This window comes from Brevundimonas sp. EU05-FHT14B07 (assembly GCF_058790795.1).
The window spans coordinates 348746-372947 of the sequence record NZ_JBYTCZ010000004.1 but is presented as its reverse complement, the minus strand read 5'-3'; the positions used below and the strand labels follow the sequence as shown (position 1 = coordinate 372947).

Here is a 24202-nt window from a genome sequence, read left to right as displayed (position 1 = left end):
GTGACGGCGCGAACGCGACCAATGTCGCCCGAGCGGTAGCCGCCTTCCAGTTCAACGCGCCAGTTGGGATTGAAGCGGTAGCCGAGGCGAGCGAACGCCGCCCAGCCGTCGTTCACTTCCCAGTTCCAGTTGGCGCCGGTCGTGGACGATTCAGCGTTGATATCGTCGATCATGTGGTAACCGGCGTCGATGGCGCCGTACCAACCATTGGGTTCCGCCGATGCGGCGCCGGCTGCGAACAGTCCGGCGGCGGCAACGGAGGCGAGAAGTTTGAGCTTCATAGCTTCCTCACTGTGTGAATGCGCGAAGCTGCGCAATAGCACAGCATTCACCCGACCGAACGGCGTGGCTGGCGCACGGTTCCGCGCTTGAGCTACGATTGTGTCGACTGTGGCGCCGTTTCAACACATTGGGCGCCTGCGAAAGGAAACGATTATGGCGATGCGGTTTGACGGACAGGTGGCGATCGTAACGGGGGCCGGAGGCGGGCTGGGGCGCGAACACGCTCTGGCTATGGCGGCGCGCGGAGCCAAGGTGATGGTCAACGACCTGGGCGGGGCGCGCGACGGTTCGGGCGGGTCGGCGACAGCGGCGGAATCGGTCGTCGCCGAGATCGAGGCGGCCGGCGGCGAGGCCATAGCCAACGCAGCCTCGGTGACGGACTTTCCCGCAGTCCAGGCCATGGTCGATCAGGCCATGGCGAAATGGGGCCGGATCGACATCCTGGTGAACAACGCCGGTGTCCTGCGGGACAAGACCTTCGCCAAGATGGAGATCGAGGACTTCCGCTTCGTCGTCGACGTTCACCTGATGGGTGCGGTCAACTGCACCAAGGCGGTGTGGGAAATCATGCGGGGGCAGAACTACGGCCGGATCGTGATGACGACCTCGTCCTCAGGCCTGTACGGCAACTTCGGCCAGTCGAACTATGGCGCGGCCAAGATGGCGCTGGTCGGTCTGATGCAGACCCTATCGATCGAGGGGGCCAAGAACGACATCCGCGTCAACTGTCTGGCGCCCACCGCCCACACCCGCATGACCGAGGATCTGGGCGCCGCCCTGCCGCTGGAGGCGCTGGCCCCGGCCTTGGTCACCCCCGGCCTGCTTTACCTGGTTAGCCAGGAGGCGCCGAGCCGCGCCATCCTGGCCGCCGGCGCCGGCGGGTTCGAGCGCGCCTATGTCACCCTGACGCAAGGCGACTTCGTCACCGGGGACGATGCGCCCGAACAGGTCGCCTCCCGTTTCGACGCCATCTCGGACCGCAGCGGCGAGATCGTGCCGGACATGGGCGCCGCCCAGGGCATGATCGAACTGACCAAGGCGCAGAAGGCGCACGGCGGCTGACTAAATAAGGCGCCTTGCGTTGACGCGACGTGAGGCGCCTAACTTCGCTTCAGAGGAAACCGGCCTCAAGCAGCGCGAACGCGCGTAGGCCAAACAGGAACGGCCTCAAGCAGCGCCAAGCGCGATAGGCCAAACAAGAATGGGCTCAAGTAGCCCAAAGGGCGATAGCCCAGGAGGAAAGCTCATGCGCGAAGCCGTCATCGTCTCCACCGCCCGCACCCCCATCGGGCGCGCCTATCGCGGCGCCTTTAACGACACCCAGGCGCAGCAGCTCGGCGCCCATGCGGTCAAGCACGCGGTCCAGCGCGCCGGCGTCGATCCGGCCGAGATCGAGGACGTCGTCATGGGCGCGGCCCTGCAGCAGGGTTCGACCGGCACCAACGTCGCTCGCCAGATCGCCCTGGCCGCCGGCCTGCCCGCTTCCGTTCCCGGCATGAGCCTGGATCGCCAGTGCGCGTCCGGCCTGATGGGCATCGCCACGGCGGCGAAACAGGTCGTCTTCGACCAGCAGAAGATGGCGGTCGGCGGCGGCCTCGAAAGCATCTCCCTGGTCCAGAACCAGCACATGAACCTGTACCGGATGAAGGACGAGGCGCTGCTGAAGCTGTCGCCCCACATCTATATGTCGATGCTGGAGACGGCCGAGGTTGTGTCGCGCCGCTACGGCGTCAGCCGCGACTGCCAGGACGAGTATGCGTTGAAATCCCAGCAGCGCACCGCCGCCGCCCAGGACGCCGGTCGCTTCGACGCCGAGATCGTGCCCATGACCACCACCATGCTGGTTTTGGACAAGGCGACCGGCCAGACGTCTTCGAAAGAAATCACTCTCTCCAAGGACGAAGGCAACCGTCCCGACACGACGCTGGAAGGGCTGAAGGCGCTGAAGCCCGTCTTCGGTGGCGGTGAGGAAATCCAGACAGGCGAGTTCATCACCGCCGGCAACGCCTCGCAACTGTCGGACGGCGCCTCGGCCTGCGTCGTCATGGAGGCCGGTGAGGCGGTGAAGCGCAATCTGCAACCGCTCGGCGCCTATCGCGGCATGGCCGTCGCCGGCTGCGAGCCGGACGAAATGGGCATCGGCCCGGTCTATGCCGTGCCCAAACTGCTGAAGCGCCACGGCCTGACGATGGACGACATCGGCATCTGGGAGCTGAACGAGGCCTTTGCCGCCCAGGTTCTGTACTGCCAGGACACGCTGGGCATTCCCGACGACCGGCTGAACGTCTCTGGCGGCGCCATCTCCATCGGCCACCCCTACGGCATGTCCGGCGCCCGCATGACCGGCCATGTCCTGATTGAAGGCAAGCGTCGCGGAGCCAAATACGGCGTCGTCACCATGTGCATCGGCGGCGGCATGGGGGCTGCGGGATTGTTCGAGATCTATTGAGAGAAACCAATTGTCTCCTCCCCATTTCATGGGGAGGTGGCTCGTAGCGAAGCGGAGAGACGGAGGGGCTCTTCGCCGCATCGCAAACGTCTATGGGACTTCAATAGCCCCTCCACCGCTTCGCGGTCCCCCTCCCCGCTCCGCAGGGAGAAGATGATTTAGATCCGCTCGCTGATCTTGATCGCCGCCTTGCAGCCCATCTTGATCACGCCGGACAGAAGCCGATAGGCGGGCGCTTCGCGGCTGCCATGTTCGATGGCGTGGTCATGGTGGGCCAGTTCCTCGTCGCGGAACTGTTTCAGCTCGGCGGCCAGGGCCGGGTCGCGGTCGCCGATCTCGGCGATCTGGTCGGCATAGTGTTTCTCGATCACGCTCTCGACCGCCTCGGTGCAGGCGTGCGCCGCCTTTTCACCCATCAGGGCCGTGCCGGCGCCCAGGGCCGAGGCGGCGATGCGCCACAGGGGCGTCATGACCGTGGGGCGCACCCGCCGCTCGTTCAGCAGCCGTTCGAAGCGCGCCAGATGCACCGCCTCCTGGTCCTGCATCTCCGACAGGTCGCGGGCGATGCCGTCAAGCCCCTTGCGCCCTTCGAACACCGCCTTCTGGGCGCGATAGATCAGGACGGCCGCATATTCCCCGGCGTGGTCGACGCGCAGGATTTCGTCCATCCGCGCCTTGTCGGCGCCCTGACCGGGACGGGGAAGCGGAATGGAATGGCTCATCGCATCAGGCCTTTTCGATCCGGGGCGCGCGGGCGTCCTTGGGACGTTTCGCCGCCAACAGGCTGAACACCGCAAGCGCCGAGGCGATGATCGCGTTCCATCCTGCCATCGACAGACCCAGCCAGCTCCAGGCCACATCGCCGCAGCCGATCACCTTGGTCACCGGCCCCGTGCCCAGGGCCAGCGCTGTCAGGCTGTCCATATCGACCGAGCCGCCGACGGACGAACAGGTCGCAGGCAGCGCCCACCATTTGTATTCGCCGCCCATATGGAAGATGGCCGTGATGGCGCCTGTCGCGAACACAGCCGCCAGCAGGAAGGCGGCGATGCGCGGCGTGCCCCGGCGTCCGCCGCTGAAAAGGGTCCAGCCCGTGGCTAGCACCGCGACGACCACCGCGCCCCAATAGACCTCGCGCTGCTTCAGACACAGGTTGCAGGGCGCAAGGCCGACGAACCGTTCGAACGCATGGGCTGCGCCCAGCATGGCCAGCGACGCGGCCAGGGCGAAGGCGGTCCACCAACGGGTCAGAAGGCGATAGACATCGATCATCTTGAAACGGTCTTACCCCGCCCCGAACGCGCCGTCGACTTACAGAAGCTTCAGGACGACGATCAACGCGACCAGCGCGATCAGGCCGATCACGCTCCACATCGCCAGCCGCTTTTCGACCTGCGCCAGCATGGCCGGCCCCCAGCGTTTCAGGATCCACGCCTCCAGGAAGAAGCGCCCGCCCCGCGTCACGACCGACGCGGCCATGAAGACCGGAAAGCTGAACGCCGCGAGGCCCGAGGCGATTGTCACCAGCTTGTAGGGGATGGGCGTCAGCCCCTTGATCAGAATGACCCACAGGCCCCAATGATCGAACCAGGCGCGGAACTGCTCCAGCCCATCCGAATGGCCCAGCATCCGCATGATCGCCAGACCCAGATCGGTCAGGAAATAGCCGATCGCATAACCAAGAATCCCGCCCAGCACGGAAGCCACGGTGCAGACGGCGGCGTAGAAATACGCCCTCTGCGGCCGCGCCAGGATCATGGGCGCCAGCATCACATCGGGCGGGATCGGAAAGAACGAACTCTCGGCGAAGGAGACGACCGCCAGGGCCTTGGTCGCATGGCGGCTGCGCGCCAGGTCGAAGACGCGGTCATAGAGTTTGCGCAGCATGGCGATCCTTAAGGCGGCACGGCGCGTTAGCACCCCTGCGGCGTTGCGTCATCCTCGGCCGTCACGTCCACCTGCTAGAGCGCTTGAATGACGACCCCCGCCGCTTCCCCGTCCACGGTCCAGCAGGACGACGTCAGCCATAACGTCACCCGGCTGCTGCGGCGGCTGGCCGACGACGGCGGCGACGCCGGGCTGACCCTGCACGAAATCCGCGACCGGCTGGACGAGCGCGCCTACGGCCTGTTGATCCTGCTGCTCTCCATCCCTTGTCTGGTGCCGGGCCTTTACGGCGTGCCGCAGGTGGTCGGGCTGATCGTCATCCTGCTGGCCGGCCAGATGCTGGTCGGGCGTGAGGAGCCTTGGCTGCCGCGCTGGTTCCTGAACCTGCGGTGCAAAGGATCGTGGCTGAAGGCCATGGCCGATTTCGCCGAGACCAAACTGGGCTGGATCGACCGGCTGTCGCGCCCCCGCCTGCGCCGCTTCGCCGATGGGCCGGGCGAGAAGCTGGCCGCCGTCTTCATGATCCTGGCGACCGTCACCATCGTCATGCCGCTGACCAACACCATCCCGTCCATCGCCCTGGCCTTGCTGTCGGTCGGCCTGATCCAGCGCGACGGCCTGTTCGTCCTCGCGGGCTGCGCCGTAACCACCGTGTGGCTGACTATCTTGGGCGCGCTCGGGACCGGCGTTCTGATGGGCGCCGAATGGGCGACCCGCTGGCTGCCGGGCTGACGCAGACACAGGTTTCAACGCTGCAAGCGTAGCCTTAGATGTCCAAGAATTAACGGGCGCCCGGGCGGTGATCCGTGGAAGGTGGCGTGACCGACCGACGGTCGATCCTTCTCAAATTCCTTTCACGGCGTGTCATGGCCTTGCCTCTTCGTTCCTCCCGCATCCTGTTCGTCGCCGTCGGCGGGCTGCTGGCCGTCGCCCTGCCCGCAACCGCCCAAGACTACCACCAGCCTTTCCATCCCGATCAGCTGAAGGGACCGCCCGCCGGCGCGCTGAACGAGGTTCTGGTCTTGGGCACGCCGCACCTGTCGAACCTGGGCGACGGCTTCAAGGCCGAGAGCCTGTCACCGCTGCTGGATCGGTTGGCGGCCTGGAAGCCGACCGCCATCGCGACCGAGGACCTGTCCGGCCTGCAATGCGACAGTCTGCGTCGCTATCCGTCGCGCTATGCCGAGACGGTCGAAACCTATTGCTGGGATCCCGCTCCCGCCGCCCTGGCGACCGGCCTGGACGTACCGGCCGCCAACGCCGAGGCCGAGCGGCTGCTGGCCGAGTGGCCCGCCCAGCCCACGGCGGCCCAGCGGCGTCATCTGGCGGCGATCTTCCTGGCGGCCGGCGAGCGGGGATCGGCCTTGGTCCAGTGGCTTCGGCTCGCGCCGGAGGATCGGACGGCGAACGACGGCCTGAACGACGCGCTGGTCGCCGTGCTGAACCGGATCAAGGACCGGGCCAATGAGACCTATCTGATCTCCGCGCCTTTGGCCGCACGGCTGGGACTGGAGCGGCTGTGGAGCGTCGACGACCACTCCGCCGACACGCCCGACCCGACCGACCCCGTCGAGAAGAAGGCCTATGCCGACGCCATCATGGGCGCGTGGAACAACCCCGCCAGCCAGACCCGTCGAGCGCAGGACGCAGAACTGGGCGCCGCCCTCGATCAGCCGGACGGCGTGCTGCGCATGTACCGCGTCTACAATGCGCCGACGACACCGACCCTGACCTATCAGTCCGACTTCGGCGCCACCCTGGTCGAGCCGTCGCCTCAGGCCTTCGGCCGCCGTTATCTCGGCTATTGGGAGACCCGCAATCTGCGCATGGTCGCCAATATGCGCGATGTTCTGGGCCGCTATCCGGGCACGCGGATGCTGACGATCGTTGGAGGCTCGCACAAGGGCTACTACGAGGCCTATCTGGATCAGATGCACGACGTCCGGCTGGTCGATCCCGAGCCCGTCCTGCGCTGAGCGCAACGCGCTGAGGGCCGCCCGTCATCACGACCCCGTGGCTTCGTCTTGGCTCCGTCGTCTTCTGTGACTAGGTTCCGCGCCAATCGGCGGCCAGACCGCCCCCAAGATCACGCGGGAGACGCGCCATGAACGACATGACCCAGGCCCAAGATCAGGCTACGGCGGAACAGATCGACCTCGAAAACCCCCTCGGCGTCGACGGTTTCGAGTTCGTCGAATTCACCGGCCCCGAGCCCGAGGCGATGATTTCGCGCCTGGAGCTGATGGGCTTCACCCAGACGCACGTGAACCCCAAGACCGACGTGGTGCGACTGAAACAGGGCGACATCAGCTTCCTGGTGCAACGCTCGCCCAAGGGTCAGGCCGCCGACTTCGCCAAGGATCACGGCCCTTCCGCCAACGGCATGGCCTTCCGCACCACCGACGCCAAGGCCGCCTATGAGGGGGCGCTGGCCCGCGGCGCCGTGGCCGCATCGGACGCCGCCGGCGGCGCGCTGGGTGACGACTACCCTTACATCCTGCAAGGCATCGGCGGCTCGCTGCTCTATGTCATCGACCAGTATGGCGACGCCGGCTCGCTCTATGACGCCTGGGACGAGATCGAAGGCTGGGAAGAGGCCGAGCGCAAGAACTCGATGGGCCTGGAGATCCTGGACCACCTGACCCACAACGTCCGGCGCGGCCAGATGCGCACCTGGTCGGGCTTCTACAACTCGATCTTCAACTTCGAAGAGCAGAAGTATTTCGACATCAAGGGCAAGGCGACGGGTCTGTTCTCCCAGGCCATGATCGCGCCCGACCGCGCCATCCGCATCCCGCTGAACGAAAGCCAGGACGAAAACTCCCAGATCGAGGAGTTCATCCGTCGCTACAACGGCGAAGGCATCCAGCACATCGCCCTTACGACCGAGAACATCTTCGAGACGGTCGAGGCGATGAAGGAACGCGGCGTCGCCTTCCAGGACACCATCGAGACCTATTTCGAACTGATCGACAAACGCCTGCCCAACCATGGCGAGGACGTGGAGCGGATGCGCAAGAACCGCATCCTGATCGACGGTTCGGACGAGGAAGGCCTGCTGCTGCAAATCTTCACCCAGGACACCTTCGGCCCGATCTTCTTCGAGATCATCCAGCGAAAGGGCAACGAAGGCTTCGGCAACGGCAACTTCCAGGCCCTGTTCGACTCCATCGAGCTGGACCAAATCCGTCGCGGCGTCATCAAGGTCGACGCCTGAATGAAGATGCGGCCGCCTGCATGGCTGCCTTGGCTCGGCCCGGTCCTGGCGGCCGGCGCCGGGGCCTTGGCCGGCGAATACTGGCTGGGCGGCGGCTTCTGGATGGTCCTGATCGCCGCCCTCCTCTGCGGCTTCGCCCCCATCGTCGGCTATCAGGTGTGGAAGCGGCTGCACCACCGGGGGTGAGGCAGGCGGTTTGGACCATGCGAGGAGCAGGCCAAACTGGAACCTGCTATGGGTGGAAAGCGGACCATTTCTAGCGAAGGTTTCTCATGGCGAATGCAAAGCCCCTGGGGCGCAGAGTCAACAAGGTCGGCCCGGTCTTTGCAGTTGCTGCGTCTGTAATACTCGCGTCTTGCGTCCCCACCGTCACATACGGTCCGTTGCCCAGCAGCTTCGAGTCGGCGCAGCGCGCTCTTATTGCGGAACATACGCTGACCCACCCGCAGACGGTGGCTAGTCGGACAAGAAATCCGGATATTGCGCCGTTGAGCTTCTGCACTGCGGACGGCTTGCTGGTTGAGATACCAAAACCCCAGGTCACCGAAAACGGCATCTGCGGACAACGCGTCCACCTGCTTCCGACCGCGGTTTCGGCAACTATCGATCCGGAACGGTGCTGGCCTTACGCCGAGATCAGCACCATAGGCCTACCGAAAGATGCCACAACCATCGGCTACTACGCCGTCCGAGGGTATCTTCGCTGCCCAAACGGTTGACGCAGCAGCAGTTCGAATCGGGCGGCTTCGGCCCGGGTCGGCAAACCATCCTATCGCACGAACCAACCCACTGATCTTTCAATCCTTCCGATTTTCTTCAGCCAATCGACCTGACACGCCCGAACGCGGCGTTACACTGCGACCGACCGGCGTCTCTGAGGAAAGTGCACCGATTGCACTGTGTTTTCGGCGCGGAGGAGGTTCACGATGCGCATCGCCTTTTCGGCACTGATTGCACTCTTTGCACTGTGTTTTTCCTCGGCGTACGCCCAGGACGCCGCGCCGCAATGGTCCCTGGCGATCCACGGCGGGGCGGGCGTGATCGAGCGGTCCAGCCTGACGCCGGAACAGGACGCGGCCTATCGCGCGGCGCTGCAAGGCGCGCTGGACGCCGGTTCGGCTGTGCTGAAAGGCGGCGGCTCGGCGCTGGATGCCGTCGAGGCCGCCGTTCAGGTCATGGAGGATGATCCCCTGTTCAACGCCGGGCGCGGCGCGGTCTTCACCGCGGCCGGCCGTAACGAGCTCGACGCCGCCGTCATGAACGGATCGGACCTGACCGCCGGGTCGGTCGCCGGCCTGACCACCACCCGCCACCCCATCGCCGCCGCCCGCGCCGTGATGGAGAAGTCGCCCCACGTCATGCTGATCGGAACCGGCGCCGACGCCTTCGCCGCCTCGGTCGGGTTGGAGCAGGTCGATCCGGCCTTCTTCTTCACCGAGCGCCGCTGGCAGGGACTGGTTAAAGCCCTGACCGAGGCCGGACAGCCGATCCCCGAACGCCCCGTCGGCGCGCCTCTACCGGGCGCTCAGGCCGAAATCGCCCCGCCCCTGAATGAGAAGAAGTTCGGCACGGTCGGCGCCGTGGCGCTGGACAGCCAGGGGCGTCTCGCCGCCGCCACCTCGACCGGCGGCATGACCGCCAAACGCTGGGGACGGGTCGGGGACGTGCCGATCATCGGCGCCGGCACCTACGCCTCCAACGCCGACGGCTGCGCGGTGTCCGCCACCGGCGACGGCGAATATTTCATCCGCGCCACCGTCGCCCGCGACATCTGCGCGGGCATCGCCGCCGAGGCAGCCTTGTCACCTGAGTTGCGGGCCGACCGTCAGGCACGATCGTCGCGATGCCAGCCGAGTTCCTCTCACGACATTTGTCTCGCTCATCCACGCAATCCCGATTTTATCGTCATCGACCACGAACTCCGGGAGGTTGCGGCTATGGGCGGCTCTGGAGGGGTTATCGTCATGACCCGCGGCGGTGAAGCTTGGCTGCACATGAACACGCCAGGTATGTATCGAGGGGCCGTCTCCTCGACCGGCCCCGCCCGCGTCGCCATCTACGCCGACGAAAGGTGAACTCTTTGTACTTTCGTCATCCTCCGGGCCGCGCAGCGGAACCGGGGGACCCAGCGGCGCGCGAGAGCGCGACCCTGTCGGGGACGAGCCTTTTCCGTTCTCGTAACGGACGCATCGCCTTCGGCGCCGCTGGGTCCCCCGATCTGCGCCGCTGGCGCGGCTTGTCGGAGGATGACGAAAGTGGATTTCAGACCAACTAGACGAATTAGACTCTCTTTTTTGCCCAGACCGAGACCCATGCCTGCATCCGATGACGAACTGACCGTGATGGCCAACGAGGAGTTGGACGCCGCCTGCGCCATGCCCTTTGTCGAGGTCAGGAAGATCACCCCCTGGGGCGACAGTTACGAAGGCTTCGCCCCGTCCGGCCGCACGGTCGAGGTCGAGCGTCGCTACCTGTGGGCCGTCGAGCCTGAGGGCGGCGTCATCGTCGAGGTCGAGGTCCGCGACCGCGCCGCCCGCACCGGCGCCGAGGCCCGCGCCCTGCTGACCGCCGCCGACTGATTCCGCCGTTCCCAACATCGCAAATCCGGTCTAGGCCTTGGTCATGAAACTCGCCTCGCTCAAGCACGGCCGCGACGGCCGCCTCGTTGTCGTCTCGCAGGACCTGAACTGGTTCACCGACGCCTTCCTGATCGCCCCGACGCTGCAGGCGGCGCTGGATGACTGGGACCGCTGCGGTCCTCGCCTCGAGGCCTTGGCCGAAAGCCTGGAGCATGAGGCCGTGCCGCGCGGCCGCTTCCACGAACGCGACGCCGCCTCGCCCCTGCCCCGCGCCTATCAGTGGGCGGACGGCTCGGCCTATGTGAACCACGTCGAACTGGTTCGTAAGGCGCGCGGCGCCGAAATGCCCGAGAGCTTCTGGACCGACCCGCTGATGTATCAGGGCGGCTCCGACAGCTTCCTTTCGCCGCGCGATCCGATCCCGCTGGCCGACGAGGCCTGGGGCTGCGACCTGGAGGCCGAGATCGTGGTCGTCGTCGGCGACGTGCCTCAGGGCGCGACGCGCGAACAGGCGCTCGACGCCATTCGCCTGGTCGGCCTGGTCAACGACGTGAGCCTGCGCAACCTGATCCCGGCCGAACTGGCCAAGGGGTTCGGCTTCGTCCAGTCCAAGCCCGCCAGCGCCCTGTCGCCCGTTCTGGTCACGCCCGAGGCGCTGGGCGACCGATGGAAGGACGGCAAGCTGCACGGCGCCCTGTCGGTGCAACTGAATGGCCAGGACTTCGGCAAGGCCGACGCCGGCGTCGACATGACCTTCGACTTCGGAACCCTGATCGCCCATCTGGCCAAGACCCGCTCGCTGGGCGCCGGAACCATCATCGGTTCAGGCACGGTGTCGAACAAGGACGCCGACGGCGGCCCCGGCAAGCCGGTCTCGGAAGGCGGCCTGGGCTACTCCTGCATCGCCGAGGTCCGCACGGTCGAGACGATCCTGCGCGGCGCGGCCGAGACGCCCTTCCTGAAACACGGCGACACGGTGCGCATCGAGATGCTGGACGACCGTCATCATTCGATCTTCGGCGCCATCGAACAGACGGTCGCGCCGCTATCCAGCGCGGATTGACGCCGCTAGGGTGCTGACAGCGGCCTCGGGGGAGGCCGCATCCTGTCTTTGGGGAGAGACGACGTGCCGCCTGAAAAACTGATCCCGCTGCTCATGATCCCGATCATGCTGGTGGTGGTGCTGCTGAAGAATCGTCGGAAGCGCGTGCTGAAGCCGCAACTGCTGTGGGTCATGCCGGCCATCGTTCTGCCGTTGATCGGTCTGGGCTTGTGGGGCACTGCGCAAAACCCGAACATGGCCCATGCGCCGTTCGGTCCCGACGCCTGGGCGGTGCTGGCCATCGGCGGGATCTTGGGCGGCGTCGCCGGCTGGTATCGCGGCAAGACCGTCACCATCGAAAAAGAGGCGGACGGTTCCCTGATGGCCCAGGCCTCGCCGCTGGGTCTGATCCTGCTGGTCGTGCTGTTCGCCGGCCGGTCGCTGCTGCGCGACCTGATCGAAAGCCACGCCGCCGCCTGGCATCTGAACGTCCTGGCCGTCACCGACGCCTTCCTGGTCTTCGCCATGGGCCTGATCGTGATGCAGCGCGTCGAAATGTACATCCGCGCCCGCCGCATCCAGTCCGGTGGCACGGACAGCCACGTGGAAGTCGCGGCGTGATCACCGCCCTGTTGCTGACTTTGGCTCAGACCGCAGCGCCTGATCTGGCTTGGTCGATTGCAAAGCGGGACAATCTGAGCATGGCCTACATCGAATACGACGTAGGCGTAACGGTGTCAGCAATCTGCCGGAATCGCAGCTTCATACTATCGCTAACCGGCCTGCCTACAGCGCCACCCGACGCTACCTACAGGAAGCTGGAGGTTAATCTGTCGGATGACACTCTGCGTTCGAGCGATTGGGTGGTCTCACCTATAGGTGAACGAACCACCGCTCTCTCCACAGCACCTGCTGTATACGCCCGTCGTCTGCTGAACACATCGCAGCTTACTGTCCGCGTGCCAGGCGAGGGCTCCACGCCCGCCCGCCGTTACGAACTGGCATTGCCTGCCGATCCTACTCCGCTCACGACGGTTATGACCGAATGCGGAGTTCCGCTGCAAAGCGCCTCCGACATGACTTACGATCCCAGCGTCTCGGCCGTGGTTTGGGACAGACCGCCACAACTGGGCGTGCCGTCGCCCATGCCGTCGGTCACTAGCGCTAACGTTCTCATTCAGTGCAATGTGGACTCTCGGGGACGTCCCCAAAACTGCATACTGCTCGATGAGCAACCCACTCGCTCAGGCTTCGGACGTTACGCCCTTCAGGCAATCCGCACAGGCCGGCTCCGTCAGATTGATGGCAGACCGATCCAGGCTGGCGGGACATTCACCACACGAATGACGTTCAACGTCCAAGGATAGATCACGGGCACTAGACCCGCCTCACCGCTCTGTGGCATGAGGCGGTCCTTCCGCTGCGGGCGTGGTGGAATTGGTAGACGCGCTGGACTCAAAATCCAGTTCCGAAAGGAGTGCCGGTTCGACCCCGGCCGCCCGCACCATCTGACCGACTAGTCTTTGCGCAAGCAGAGCGACGCTGAGGTCCAGATGAAGCCGTGGTTTTGTAGAGCGATCGACCGCGACCGCGTACCGGATTCGATTGCTTCAGAAATCGGATAGGCGGACGCCACCGTCGCCACGCTGACATCGCCCTGGAAATCGTCGACCGGCGTCAAGCCGCTGGGCATTATGACATGCTCCATAAGCATGTCAGGCGTGAAGATTAGCGTGCCGGGATAGCCGAAGGTGTCAGGCCCGCTGATCCGAAACTCGGTCGACAAGGTCAGTATCCCCCCGGGCTTCAGGACCCGCGCCATCTCGGACACCGCGCGCGCCACATTCTGGAGCGTGCCGAAATGTTCGAGCGACCCGCAGGAGAAGATGCCGTTGAAGGTGCTGTCGTCGTAGCGAAGGTTCAGCGCATCCATATGCTGGACGACCAGTCGCTTGGGGTTCCAGACCATGCCCGGAATGGCGAAATTCTCGGGCGAGACCAGCATGGCGGTCTTGGCTTCGTTCCAGTCCTCATTGCCGAAATAGAGATCGGTGGCGAAGACGCGGGCGACATAGTTGGTCAGGTAGAAGACGGTATGCTCATGGCCGGCCGCGACGCCGAGCACATCTGAACTGCGCGTCAACGCGCCGAAGTCCCTCAGACCGCGAACCGCCTGAACCACTTCCCAGACCTTGGCCACCTCGTTGCCCGAAGGATAGTCGGCGTAGTTTAGCGCCAGATGGTGAAATATCTCTCGCATCGACGCCATGAAGGCAGGGTCGCTGAAATGCTCCAGATTAAGAGCCGTATTATAGGCGATCCGCTGCCTGGCCTGCTGCGAAGCCTTGATGGAGGATTGAGGCATCAGGGAATTCATCGGGAAACCTCCATTGAAATGGAAGTTGTGAAGAAAAACACGACCTTGGCAAGGTAGATAATCAGGCTTGTCTTGGCGAGCCCGACTCCAGCTGGCGGTGGAAGAACTCCGTCACATCGGCCAGCACCGTCGCCTTCTTGCGGAACAGGGGCGAGAAGGTCGCGATCAGGTCGGCGTGGTCCAGACCCGGATAGAGCTTGGCCTCCGAGCGCCCGCCCACCGCGCGTATCCGATCATCCAGAATGACCGTGTCCTCGTCGTGGACCACTGTGTCGGCCGTGCCGTGGCCCAGCCAGATCGGCGGGGCGTCGGCGCGCACGAAGGTGACGGGCTGGGTCAGGGTCGGGTCCGGCGCACGGCCGAAGGCGTTCTGCGACGCCGCCACGTCGAACGGCAGAAAGTCGTAGGGGCCCGCGAGACCTGCCGCCGCCTTGATCAGATCCGGACGGCCGACGGCGGCCATATAGCGTCGGTCCAAGGCGATCATCATCGCCAGATGCGCACCCGCCGAATGGCCCAGCACGCCAAGCCGCGCCGGATCGCCGCCGTATTGACCCACCACCTCCGCCGCCTTGGCCGTGGCGGCGGCGGCGTCCTCGATGAAGGCCGGGAAGACGACCTGGGGCACGACGCGGTAGTCCGGCAGGGCGACCACGAACCCGCGCGCCGCCAAGGCTTGCGCCGCCCAGCCATACTGGCTGCGCGAGCCCGAGTCCCAGCCGCCGCCATAGAAGAAGACCAGTGTCGGATAGGGGCCAGACGCCGTCGGCGCGTAGAGATCCATCTGCTGGCGCGGATCGTCCCCATAGGAAATGTCGCGCGCGACGCGTCGCACGCCGCCGTCCCTCGGTCCCAGGGTGTTCAGCAGGCTCAGAGGCGAGCAGGCGGCGGCGAGAAGCCCAAGGGCAGGCGCGAACAGTCCACGGCGTGTCATGCAAAAGGCTCCATCACCCACAATACGCTCGGATAGCCGGATCGGTCGTCATCAACGCTCAGCGGGCGTTGGCGATCAGCCGGCCGCAGTCGGCGTCTTCGGCCAGCCCAGGATCGACGAAGGCGAACAGGGCCGTCACCGGCGCCACGACCGCGCCCAGCAGGCCCGCCAGACCGCCCTGCGACACCACCGAACCGACATCGACCCCGACCTTGGGCGCGGTCAGGGGGCCGGAGACGGTAATCGGCGCCCAAAGGCGCAACAGCCGCGGCTTCTTGGATTCGCCCTCGATCCGCAGGTTCATCGTCTCGGAGCCCAGGTTGATGCTGCCCTTGCCCTGGGCCAGCACCACATCGGTGTCGATGACGAAGGTGCGGGCGGTCGCCGTGCCGCCGCTGACATTGAAGTCGGCGACGGCGCAGCGGATCTGGCTTTCGGACTGGTCTCCGCTCAACAGCTTCAGTAGCCCGGCGCTGGCGTTGATGCCCAGCAGTTCGGCGAAGGCCGCCCGCATCTTGCCATTCGGCACCACAAGGCTGAGCGAGCCTTTCGACGCTGCGGCGAAATCGTGGATCGAGGCGCCTGGCCCCTCCAGCTTCGCCCGGCCCAGCGCCCTGCCGGTGACGGGCGCCGAGCCGTTGCGCGCCGGGATGATGGACTCCAGCGGATAGCCGGCCAAACGCAGATCGACAGTGCTGTAGGGGGTGTCCTTGGTCGCATCGATCCGCGCCGTGCCGTTCAGTGCGCCGCGATTGAAGTCGAAGCTGATCGGATCCAGCTTCAGGATGCCGTCCTTCAGGTCGGCGCCCAGGTTCACCTGACGCACGTCGAAGGCGTTCGCCTTCACCGATCCGGCCCGATAGGACAGGGTACCGTCCATGGTCTGCAGCCGCTCGGTCTGCAGCTTGGCGTCCGGCAGCAGCTTGCCGCCGACCAAGACCGGCGCCTCGGTGTCGGTGCCCGCCGCATTGGTCCGGGTCCGCGCGCCCAGGACAGCGGCCAGGTCGTCGATGTCCAGACGACGCGAGGTCAGGTCGGCGTCGACGCGCAGACGCTGGCCCGACTGGACCTTGACCTCGCCCGACAGATCGGACGCGCCGACACGTCCGTCGAAATCCTTGAAGGTCCAAATCCGCCGATCGCGGTTCAGCGCGCCCGACAGCCGGTAGGGCGGCGTATTGGGCAGGGCGACGCCGGTCAGCAGATAGAGGTCCGACATATTGCGTCCTTGGATCGTCATGGTCGCGTCGAACCGCCCCAGATCGAACGGTCGGGTGATCGCCCCCTTGGCGACCAGGGACGAGTCCGCGCCGGTCACATCGGCCTCGAACCGATAGGGACGGTCGCGCCGGATGTTGATGAACGGGCCGCCCTCGATCCTGACGGTCATGGGCGCGCCGCGCACATCGCCGCGCCCGTCCAGCACGAAACCGGCCTGGCCGCTGGACGCCTCGCGCGCATTGACCGCCGCCTCCAGCGTCAGTCCGCGCCTCTGTTCCTCGAAGGTCAGCTGCCCGTCCTTGATGACCAGTTGCTGGATGACCGGCAGATTCAGCCCTTCGCCATTGTCAAGTTTGTTGGGATTCAACTGCCAGCTCTTGCGGCCGTCCTTGGTGGAGATCAGCACGACTCGGGGCCGGGTGAAGCTCAGCAGGGGCATCTCAACCTGACCGGCCAGCAGCTTTCGAAGGCGCACCGAGGCCTGGACCTCATCGACATCGGCCGTGTCGCGATCGCGCGCCCAATCGGGGCCGCCGATCTTAAGCCCCCGCACCACGGCGGACGGCGTCCAGCTGAACAGATTGACGTCCAGATCGCCGGTCAGGGCGATTTCGCGATCGTATTTGACCGAGGCCCAGCGGCCGATGGGCCCGCGCAGCATGTTCCAATCGAACAAGGCCAGGAAAAGAACGATGGCCGCCACGACGACCAGCACCACGCCCGCCGCCCATTTTTCCGCCGCCCCCGGTCGTCGAGCCGCCGCATAGACGGGATCGTTGTCGCGCACCCAGTCGCGCCAGGTGCGCAAACGCGCCCCGGCCGGAGCCCACGCCCTCTGGTTCAGTTCGGCCCGAAAAGTGCGCCAATTCCGTGGGTTCGACAATCGCTCGTCTCCGTCAGCCAGAGGAAACGCACCAGCCCCGGTTTGGCGCCGCAGGGGCGGATTGTCGTCGATTTGACGCGAAGTTGTCGCATAACCTTTACAAACTTCAGGATCGGCGCATAATTCGTCAGAGTCCTGATCTTAATTCAGGCCGTGGAGGACTGCCGATGACCCGTTTCTTGACCCCCGCCCTAATCGCTGCAGCTTTGGCGGCCGCAACGACGCCGGCGCTGGCGCAAAGTCCGCGCCCCGCCGAGCGCGCGGCCGTGCTGCAAACCGTCAAGGTTTGCGGAACCGACGTGGCCTCACGCACAGCCTATCAACGCGACCATGGCGCGACGCCGAGCTTCGTCACCGCGCAACAGGCCGTCGCCGCATACCAGTCGGGCCAGCGCTGGGCCGCGCCGCGCTGCATGACCGCGCATCAGTATGACCGCTTGGCCAGCGCGCCGATGCAGCGCGCGGCGCTCTGACCCCGACCAAACGCGCATGAAGAAAGGGGCGCGGTCGTCGGACCGCGCCCCTTTTTTGTCGTCTGGACGGACGCCTCTTACTGCGTCGGCGTCAGATATTTGTTCAGCCAGCCGAACACCTCATTGTGCCATTGCAGGCTGTTGGCCGGCTTCAGCACCCAGTGGTTTTCGTTGGGGAAAACGATCAGGCGGCTGTCGATGCCGCGCCGTTGCAGGGCGGTGAAGGTCGACAGGCCTTGGGCGGTCGGGATGCGGAAGTCGCGGTCGCCCTGAACCACCAGCATCGGCGTCTTCCAGTTATCGACATGGTTGGCCGGGTTGAACTTCTGATAGCCCTCCGGCTTGTCCCACGGCGTGCCGCCGTATTCCCATTCGGTGAACCACAGCTCCTCGGTCGAATAGCCCATGCCGAAGGTGTCGAAGACGCCGTCGTGGTTGACCAGGCACTTGAATTCATTGGACCAGTTGCCGGCGATCCAGTTGATCATATAGCCACCGTAGGAGGCGCCCAGCGCACAGGCGTTGTCGCCGTCCAGGAAGCTGTATTTCGCCTGAGCCGCCGCCCAGCCCTTCTGCAGGTCTTCCAGAGGGCGGTCGCCCCAGTGCTGGCTGATCGCGTCGGTGAAGGCCTGGCCGTAGCCGGTCGAGCCGTGGAAATCGATCATCACCACCGCATAGCCCGCCCCCGCATAGGTCTCGGGGTTCCAGCGATAGGACCAGCCGTCCCCGAACGAACCTTGCGGCCCGCCGTGGATGAGGAAGGCGACCGGATATTTGCGGCCCTCGACGTATCCAGCCGGCTTGATGACATAGCCGTGGACCGTCTCGTTGTTCCAGCCGGCGAAGCTGAACTGCTCATACTCCCCGAACTGTTTGGCGGCGAAGGCGGGGTTGGACTGCGTCAGACGACGCGGCATTTCGCGACCCAGATAGGTCTTGAAATACAGGTCGCCCGGCTCGCGCAGGCTGTCCTGGGCGAAGACGAAGCCCGACGGCGTCTGCTGGAAGGCCGAGACGTGGCCCGCGCCCGTGATCGGCGTCACCACGCCGTTGCGCGTATCCACCGAAAACAGCTTGGTCGAACCGACGTCGCCCGCCGTCGTGTACAGCGTCTGGCCATCGCGCGACCATTGCAGCGTGTCGGCCGACCGGTCCCAGTTCGAGGCGATCTCGCGCTTCTGGCCCGTTTCGACGTCCATCAGCACGATCTGATAGCGATCGGCCTCGAAGCCCGGCCGCGCCATGGCGCGATAGGCCAGGGTGCGGCCGTCCGGCGAGAAGACCGGGCCGGTGTCCCAGGCGTCGTTGCCGTCTGTCAGATTGGTGAAGGTGCCGTCGCCCGACAGGCCGTTGGTCTTCCACAGGTCGAAGTTGGTGCTCCACGGCTCGGTCTGACCGGCCAGACGCGCCGAAAAGACCACGGCGTCGCCAGCCGGCGTGAAGACGAACTCGCTCTCGTCGCCGAAGGGCTTGGAGGGCGTGTCGCCGTCAAAGCCCTTGGTGATCCAGGTCGGTGTGCCCATAGCCTTGCCGTCGCGGCCGATCGACTGGACGAACAGGTGGTTCTGGGTGTGGTCGTTCCAGGTGTCCCAGTGACGCACGAACATGCGGTCATAGACCTGGCCTGTCGTCTTCTGCTCGGCGATGGCCTTGCCCTGTTGGACCGAGGCGTTCAGGTCGGCCGCGTTCGGATAAACGGCCAGCGACACCGCCACCTTGTCGCCCGACGGGCTGATCCGATAGGCGTTCACGTCGGTGGGCAGGTTCGTCACCTGAACCGGCGCCGACGTGGGCGAGGCCATGCGCCAGACCTGGCTCGCGCCCGACTTGCCCGACAGGAAGTACAGATTGCCGTCCCCGCCCCAGCGCGCGGTGTTGGCGCCCTGATCCGAGATGGCCAGGCGGCGCGGGGCCGTGTCCGGCGCGTTCAGGTCCAGGATCCACAGGCTGCCGGCGCGGCTGTTGGCCTGAACATCGGTGGTCGTGACCGAATAGACGACATAGCGGCCGTCCGGCGACACCTGCGGATCGCCCAGCCGGTTGGCCGAGATCATGTCCTGATAGGTGAAGGCGTCCGGCGTCGCGGGCGCGGACGGAACCGGCGCGGGCGGCACCTGGGCCAGGGCAGGCGCGGCGCTCATCAGCGCAACAGCCGCGCAGGCGGCGGACAGAAGGGAACGGTGACGCATCAAGATCTTCCTCGCGAAGCTTTCTGGCCGCGAGGCGTAGCACCCTGCCAAGGCGCGTCAATGGGTCGCTCAGCCCGCCGGCGCCGTATAGCGCCCCACCCAGTCCAGGATTTCCTGCTGCCAGTCGACCCAGGTGCGGGGTTTCAGCACCCAGTGGTTCTCGTCCGGCACATGGACGAAGCGGCTGGGCACGCCCTGACGCTGAAGCGCCGAGAAGGTCGCCAGCCCCTGCTCCATCGGCACGCGAAAGTCCTTGGAGCCATGCAGCACCAGCATCGGCTTGTTCCAGTCGCCGGCATAGGTCTCAGGGTTGAAGGCGTCATAGACGGCCTTGCGCTCCCAGCTCGGTCCGCCGAACTCCCAGATGAAGTTGCCGATATCCATGGCGTTCATCAGCTGCGGCACGTCGAACACGCCGGCGTGGTTGACCAGGCAGCGCCACGGCCCATTCCACTTTCCGGCGATCATATTGACCATATAGCCGCCGTAGGACGCGCCCAGCGCACAGGCCCGGTCGCCGTCGATCCACGGATTGCTGGACAGCGCCGCCGCCCAGCCCTTCTCCAGGTCCTCCAGCGGCCGGTCGCCCCAGTGATCGTTGATCGCGTCGGTGAAGGCCTGGCCATAGCCGGGCGAGCCGTGGAAGTTGATCATCACCACCGCATAGCCCGCCGCCGTATAGACCTGCGGATTCCAGCGGTAGGACCAGTTTTCGGTCCAGGGCGATTTCGGCCCGCCGTGGATCAGATAGACCGCCGGATAGCGCCGGCCCTCGACCGCGCCCGCCGGTTTAAACACCCAGCCCTGCACCGGCTCGTTGTTCCAGCCGGCGAAGGTGAAGGCCTCGCCCTTGGGCAGGTCCATCTGCGCCAGCACCTCGGCGTTCTGGCGGCTGATCTGGCGGGGTTCGCCGCGCGTCTGAACAAAGATCTGGGTCGGGGCGACGAAGCTTTCGTGGGCATAGGCCAAGACCCCGGCCTTCTCCTCATAGGCGCCGACCGTGCCGTTTCCGGTAAGGGGCGTGATCCGGCCGGTGCGGGCATCGACCGAGAACAGCCGGTTCTGGCCCTCGTCCGCCGCCGAGACCAGCAGCGACCGGCCATCGGTGCGCCATTGCAGGCCGCCCGCGCCGCGATCCCAGTCGGTCAGTTTCCTGGCGCCGGAGCCGTCGGCGTCAGCCACCCAGACCGCCGCCTGATCCCCGCCGACATTCTCGCGCGGCGCCGACAGCCAGGCCAGCTGGCGACCGTTCGGAGAGAAGACCGGATTGCCGTCCGATCCCTTGTTCGCTTCGGTCAGATTGACCGGCGCGCCGCCGCCGAGCGTCACGCGGAAGACGTCGCTGTTGTTGGTGAAGGCTTCGCCCGCCCCTTGCGTCTGCGTGCCGTAGACCAGAGTCCGGCCGTCCGGTGAGATGTCGAAACTGGAATCGCCCGCCGAGACATCGGCGTCCAGGCCCGCCATCAAATCGCGCGGTTCGCCGCCACTCAAACCCGACCCGTTCAGCGGCTGGACGAACAGATGGGTGCGGCGCGTATCGACCCAGTGATCGAAGTCGCGCAGCGGCAGACGGTCATAGGTCTGGAGCGTCGACTTACCTCGGGCGTCCAGCCGCGTCTTGGTGCAGGCCAGGGTGTCGCAATCGACGAAGACCGAGACGGCCAGGACCAGCGACTTGCCGTCCGGCGCGATGCGGAACCCCGACACGTCGAAAGGCAGGGTCGTCACCTGGGCCGCCGCCATCCCGGCCGCATCCGTGCGCCAGACCTGGTTCGATCCGCCCCGCGACGACAGGAAATAGATCGCCCCGCCGTCCGGCGCCCAGCGCGCGCCCGAGGCGCCGCCTTCCGAGATCGCCAACTTGCGCGGCTCGCCGCCCAACACGTCCGCCAGCCACAGGCCGTTGACGCCTTTGTTGCCGTCCCAGTCGGTGGTGCGTACGGCGTAGAGGATTTGGCGGCCGTCCGGCGAGACGCGCGGCTCGCTGACCCGCTCCATCATCGCCAGATCTTTCAGCGACAGGCCGCGCGGCTGAGCTTGGGGCTGGGCTGCCGGAGACTCTGCAGCGGCAGGCACCGTCTGCTGGGCGAAGCTCGGCGCAGCGGCCAGGATCAGGCTTCCAAAGGCGACCGCCGCCATCCAGCGTGAACGCGTCATGTCTTCATTCCCCACAGCTTTTCGACAGTGATAGGGGCCGCCCGTCCGATCGCCAAGCGTCCACGACGCCGCGCATCTTGCCCCCTCCGACCGAACCGGCGACAAGCGATCTTTCATGACCGCCGCCACCCTTCCCGCCCGCCGTCAGCCCCACATCGTCGATGTGCTGATCGCCGAACGCGCGCCGCGCTTGACCGCCTCGCCGCTGTGGCCGGTCGTGCGGCCGGCGCTCTACGGCGTGCTGGGCTATGGGGCGGCGGTGCGAATGGCCGACGCCATCCGCGACCTGTCGGGCACCGAGACGTTCGATTACGTCTCGGATCTGCTGAGGCTGAAGGTGACGACGACGAATCTGGAGCGCCTGCCCCCGACCGGCCGCTGCGTCGTCGTCTGCAACCACCCCACCGGCATCGCCGACGGGGTCGCCGTGTTCGACGCGATCAAACAGCGGCGCACAGACATGATCTTCTTCGCCAACGCCGACGCCATCCGCGTCTCGCCCCGGCTGGACGAGACCATCATCCCCGTCGAATGGGTCCACGACAAACGCACCCGTGAAAAGACCCGCGCCACACTGAACGCCGCCAAGGAGGCGTTCGAGGCCGAACGCTGCGTCGTCATGTTCCCCGCCGGTCGTCTGGCGCGCGAGAAGAACGGCGTCCTGACCGATCCCGAATGGGCCCCGACCGCCGCCTCCATGGCGCGCAAATACGGTGCACCGGTCGTGCCCATGCACGTCACCGGCCCCTACAGCCGCCTGTTCCATCTGTTCGACAAGGTCTCGCAGGAGTTGCGCGACGTGACCCTGTTCCACGAGTTGCTGAACAAGGAAGGCAAGCCGTTCGGCGTCGATGTCGGCCTGCCCATTCCCGCCGATCGGCTGGACGTGGACGCGGCCAAGGCCACCGAGGCGCTGAAAACCTTTACCGAGCGCACCCTGGCCGCCGATCGTGATGCGGTGTTCGCATGAAGATCGCCCTGCCCGACGCCGAGGCCACCACCGCCCTGGGCCAGGCCATCGCCCCCCTGCTGGCGGCGGGCGACAGTCTGCTGCTCTGCGGGCCGCTGGGCATGGGCAAGTCGACCCTGGCGCGCGGCCTGATCCGCGCCCTGACCACGCTGGACGAGGACGTGCCCAGCCCGACCTTCACACTGGTCCAGTTCTACGAAAGCGAACCGCCGGTCGCCCATTTCGACCTCTATCGACTGACCCGACCGGAGGAGGCGTTCGAGATCGGCCTGGATGAGGCTCTGGACGAGGGGTGCGCCGTCATCGAATGGCCCGAGCGTCTTGGCGACGATCCCGGCCGGTTCCTGGGGCCGGATCAGCTGGTTATCGAAATCTCCGAACAGGGGGACGGCCGCCTTGCGACCGTTTCCGGCGTAGGCCGATGGGAGACGAGGCTGAAGGATCTGCATGTCTGACCGCGAAACCCTCCGTCTCAACTTCCTGAAGGCCGCCGGCCTAGCCGACGCCGTGCGCGCGCCCCTGCCCGGCGACGCCTCGACGCGGCGGTATGAGCGGCTGACGCCGACGACCGGTCCGACCTTGATGTTGATGGATCAAGCGCCCGCCGCCGAAAGCCAGCCGTGCGATCCGCGCTGGACGCCCGAGCAGCGTCACGCCGCCGGCTGGAACGCCGTCGCCCGCCTGTCCGCCGGCCGGATCGAGGCCTTCGCCGCCGTCGCCGCCCATCTGAAGTCTTTGGGCCTGTCCGCCCCCGAAATCCCGTCGCTGGACGCCTTCAACGGCCTGGCCGTGCTTGAGGATTTCGGCGACGCCCTGTTCGCCCGCGTGATCGAAGACGGCGCCGACGAGACGCCGCTTTATCTGGCTGCCATCGAGGCGATGGCCGTTCTGCACGAGGCCGGCGCTCCGCCCGAAACCCTGCACGGCCCCGGCGGCGACTGGCCGCTGCTGACCTATGACGAGACGGCGCTTCAGGGCGGCGCCGATCTGTTCGTCGAATGGTTGCCGAAGCTCGACGATCGGGTCCGCTTTGACGCCGCCGCCATCGCCGACTGGCGCGCGGCCTGGGCGCCCATCGTCGCCTCCGGCGCGGCCGGGGCCTCGGTCATGGCCCACCGCGACTATCATGCGGAAAACCTCATCTGGCTGCCCGAGCGCGACGGTCCCGCCGGCGTCGGCATGATCGACTTCCAGGACGCGGTGCGCGCCCACCCGTCGTGGGACCTGCACTCCCTGCTTCAGGACGCCCGCCGCGACGTCTCGCCGGCGCTGGAGGCCGAGGCGCTGGACCGCTATTTCGCGCTGCGGCCCGGCATCGACCGCGCCGCCTTCATGGCCGACTACGCCGGCCTCGCCGCCCTGAACGAGGCGCGGATCATCGGCATCTTCGCCCGCCTGATCGCGCGCGACGGCAAACCGCGATACCGCCAGTTCCTGCCGCGCATGTGGCGACACCTGAACGCCAATCTGGAACAGCCGGCCCTGGCGCCCGTCGCCCGCTGGTTTGACAGCCACGTTCCCGCCGAGGTGCGCGCATGACCA

At 66.2% G+C, this 24202-nt stretch carries 23 protein-coding genes and 1 tRNA gene; 15 read left to right on the top strand and 9 right to left on the bottom strand.

Annotated elements, in window-relative coordinates; all coding sequences use genetic code 11:
* Nucleotides 1-281, bottom strand: a 281-nt coding sequence (locus AC3WRC_RS12280; RefSeq protein ID WP_492304042.1) for an outer membrane beta-barrel protein, incomplete at its 3' end; no start/stop codon positions are given.
* A gap of 154 nt (nt 282-435) precedes the next feature.
* Between AC3WRC_RS12280 and AC3WRC_RS12275 the strand changes: the two genes are divergently transcribed.
* Nucleotides 436-1344, top strand: coding sequence for an SDR family NAD(P)-dependent oxidoreductase (locus AC3WRC_RS12275; protein ID WP_492304041.1), 909 nt, complete (start codon nt 436-438; stop codon nt 1342-1344).
* A 184-nt stretch (nt 1345-1528) separates the two neighbouring features.
* Nucleotides 1529-2731, top strand: coding sequence for an acetyl-CoA C-acyltransferase (locus AC3WRC_RS12270; protein ID WP_492304040.1), 1203 nt, complete (start codon nt 1529-1531; stop codon nt 2729-2731).
* Nucleotides 2732-2889: 158 nt separating this feature from the next.
* On the opposite strand, the gene AC3WRC_RS12265 is transcribed toward AC3WRC_RS12270, so the two are convergent.
* Genes AC3WRC_RS12265 through AC3WRC_RS12255 form a run of 3 tightly spaced genes read right to left on the bottom strand, consistent with a single transcriptional unit; the run spans nt 2890 to nt 4618 of the window.
* Nucleotides 2890-3453, bottom strand: coding sequence for a demethoxyubiquinone hydroxylase family protein (locus AC3WRC_RS12265; RefSeq protein WP_492304039.1), 564 nt, complete (start codon nt 3451-3453; stop codon nt 2890-2892).
* Between the two features lie 4 nt (nt 3454-3457).
* Nucleotides 3458-4003 carry a disulfide bond formation protein B gene (locus AC3WRC_RS12260; protein ID WP_492304038.1) on the bottom strand — a complete coding sequence of 182 codons (546 nt, stop codon included), beginning with the start codon at nt 4001-4003 and terminating at the stop codon, nt 3458-3460.
* 39 nt (nt 4004-4042) lie between these two features.
* Nucleotides 4043-4618, bottom strand: a complete 576-nt coding sequence (locus tag AC3WRC_RS12255) for a YqaA family protein (protein ID WP_492304037.1) — start codon at nt 4616-4618, stop codon at nt 4043-4045.
* An 87-nt stretch (nt 4619-4705) separates the two neighbouring features.
* On the opposite strand from AC3WRC_RS12255, the gene AC3WRC_RS12250 reads away from it, so the two are divergent.
* The 9 genes from AC3WRC_RS12250 (at nt 4706) to AC3WRC_RS12210 (ending at nt 12963) form a co-directional block, all read left to right on the top strand.
* Nucleotides 4706-5350, top strand: a complete 645-nt coding sequence (locus AC3WRC_RS12250; RefSeq protein ID WP_492304036.1) for an exopolysaccharide biosynthesis protein — start codon at nt 4706-4708, stop codon at nt 5348-5350.
* Nucleotides 5351-5484: 134 nt separating this feature from the next.
* Nucleotides 5485-6594, top strand: coding sequence for a DUF5694 domain-containing protein (locus AC3WRC_RS12245; protein ID WP_492304035.1), 1110 nt, complete (start codon nt 5485-5487; stop codon nt 6592-6594).
* Nucleotides 6595-6722: 128 nt separating this feature from the next.
* The gene (gene hppD, locus AC3WRC_RS12240) at nt 6723-7835 is read left to right on the top strand and encodes a 4-hydroxyphenylpyruvate dioxygenase (protein ID WP_492304034.1); all 1113 of its coding nucleotides are present in this window, start codon (nt 6723-6725) and stop codon (nt 7833-7835) included.
* Nucleotides 7836-8021, top strand: coding sequence for a hypothetical protein (locus AC3WRC_RS12235; RefSeq protein WP_205682485.1), 186 nt, complete (start codon nt 7836-7838; stop codon nt 8019-8021). It abuts the gene before it with no gap.
* Between the two features lie 740 nt (nt 8022-8761).
* Nucleotides 8762-9910 carry an isoaspartyl peptidase/L-asparaginase family protein gene (locus AC3WRC_RS12230; protein ID WP_492304033.1) on the top strand — a complete coding sequence of 383 codons (1149 nt, stop codon included), beginning with the start codon at nt 8762-8764 and terminating at the stop codon, nt 9908-9910.
* A 237-nt stretch (nt 9911-10147) separates the two neighbouring features.
* Nucleotides 10148-10414: a hypothetical protein gene (locus AC3WRC_RS12225; RefSeq protein WP_017506239.1), complete on the top strand. Its 267-nt coding sequence runs from the start codon at nt 10148-10150 to the stop codon at nt 10412-10414.
* Between the two features lie 43 nt (nt 10415-10457).
* Nucleotides 10458-11477: a fumarylacetoacetate hydrolase family protein gene (locus AC3WRC_RS12220; protein WP_271042535.1), complete on the top strand. Its 1020-nt coding sequence runs from the start codon at nt 10458-10460 to the stop codon at nt 11475-11477.
* Between the two features lie 63 nt (nt 11478-11540).
* Nucleotides 11541-12077, top strand: a complete 537-nt coding sequence (locus AC3WRC_RS12215) for a CcdC protein domain-containing protein (protein ID WP_306002344.1) — start codon at nt 11541-11543, stop codon at nt 12075-12077.
* An 801-nt stretch (nt 12078-12878) separates the two neighbouring features.
* Nucleotides 12879-12963: transfer RNA gene (locus AC3WRC_RS12210), tRNA-Leu, on the top strand.
* Between the two features lie 9 nt (nt 12964-12972).
* Here the strand turns inward: AC3WRC_RS12210 and AC3WRC_RS12205 are convergent.
* From AC3WRC_RS12205 to AC3WRC_RS12195, 3 genes are all read right to left on the bottom strand, one after another.
* Nucleotides 12973-13833, bottom strand: coding sequence for a class I SAM-dependent methyltransferase (locus tag AC3WRC_RS12205; protein ID WP_492304032.1), 861 nt, complete (start codon nt 13831-13833; stop codon nt 12973-12975).
* A 61-nt stretch (nt 13834-13894) separates the two neighbouring features.
* Nucleotides 13895-14767: an alpha/beta hydrolase gene (locus AC3WRC_RS12200; RefSeq protein ID WP_492304031.1), complete on the bottom strand. Its 873-nt coding sequence runs from the start codon at nt 14765-14767 to the stop codon at nt 13895-13897.
* Between the two features lie 58 nt (nt 14768-14825).
* Nucleotides 14826-16796: an AsmA family protein gene (locus AC3WRC_RS12195; protein WP_492304030.1), complete on the bottom strand. Its 1971-nt coding sequence runs from the start codon at nt 16794-16796 to the stop codon at nt 14826-14828.
* A 242-nt stretch (nt 16797-17038) separates the two neighbouring features.
* Here AC3WRC_RS12195 and AC3WRC_RS12190 point away from each other — a divergent pair, with 242 nt between their 5' ends.
* Entirely contained in the window at nt 17039-17344 is a 306-nt protein-coding gene (locus AC3WRC_RS12190) for a hypothetical protein (protein ID WP_492304029.1), read from the top strand.
* Nucleotides 17345-17421: 77 nt separating this feature from the next.
* Here AC3WRC_RS12190 and AC3WRC_RS12185 read toward each other — a convergent pair whose 3' ends face one another.
* The gene (locus AC3WRC_RS12185) at nt 17422-19533 is read right to left on the bottom strand and encodes a S9 family peptidase (protein ID WP_492304028.1); all 2112 of its coding nucleotides are present in this window, start codon (nt 19531-19533) and stop codon (nt 17422-17424) included.
* Between the two features lie 69 nt (nt 19534-19602).
* Nucleotides 19603-21690 (bottom strand): S9 family peptidase, encoded by a 2088-nt coding sequence (locus tag AC3WRC_RS12180; protein ID WP_492304027.1) that lies wholly within the window; start codon nt 21688-21690, stop codon nt 19603-19605.
* 115 nt (nt 21691-21805) lie between these two features.
* Between AC3WRC_RS12180 and AC3WRC_RS12175 the strand changes: the two genes are divergently transcribed.
* The 3 genes from AC3WRC_RS12175 to amgK are packed head-to-tail and all read left to right on the top strand — an operon-like array spanning nt 21806 to nt 24199.
* Nucleotides 21806-22660 (top strand): GNAT family N-acetyltransferase, encoded by an 855-nt coding sequence (locus tag AC3WRC_RS12175; RefSeq protein WP_492304026.1) that lies wholly within the window; start codon nt 21806-21808, stop codon nt 22658-22660.
* Nucleotides 22657-23115 (top strand): tRNA (adenosine(37)-N6)-threonylcarbamoyltransferase complex ATPase subunit type 1 TsaE, encoded by a 459-nt coding sequence (gene tsaE / locus AC3WRC_RS12170; RefSeq protein ID WP_492304025.1) that lies wholly within the window; start codon nt 22657-22659, stop codon nt 23113-23115. The genes AC3WRC_RS12175 and tsaE overlap by 4 nt, the downstream gene beginning before the upstream one ends.
* Nucleotides 23108-24199: an N-acetylmuramate/N-acetylglucosamine kinase AmgK gene (gene amgK, locus AC3WRC_RS12165; RefSeq protein ID WP_492304024.1), complete on the top strand. Its 1092-nt coding sequence runs from the start codon at nt 23108-23110 to the stop codon at nt 24197-24199. The genes tsaE and amgK overlap by 8 nt, the downstream gene beginning before the upstream one ends.
* Nucleotides 24200-24202: the final 3 nt, after the last annotated feature.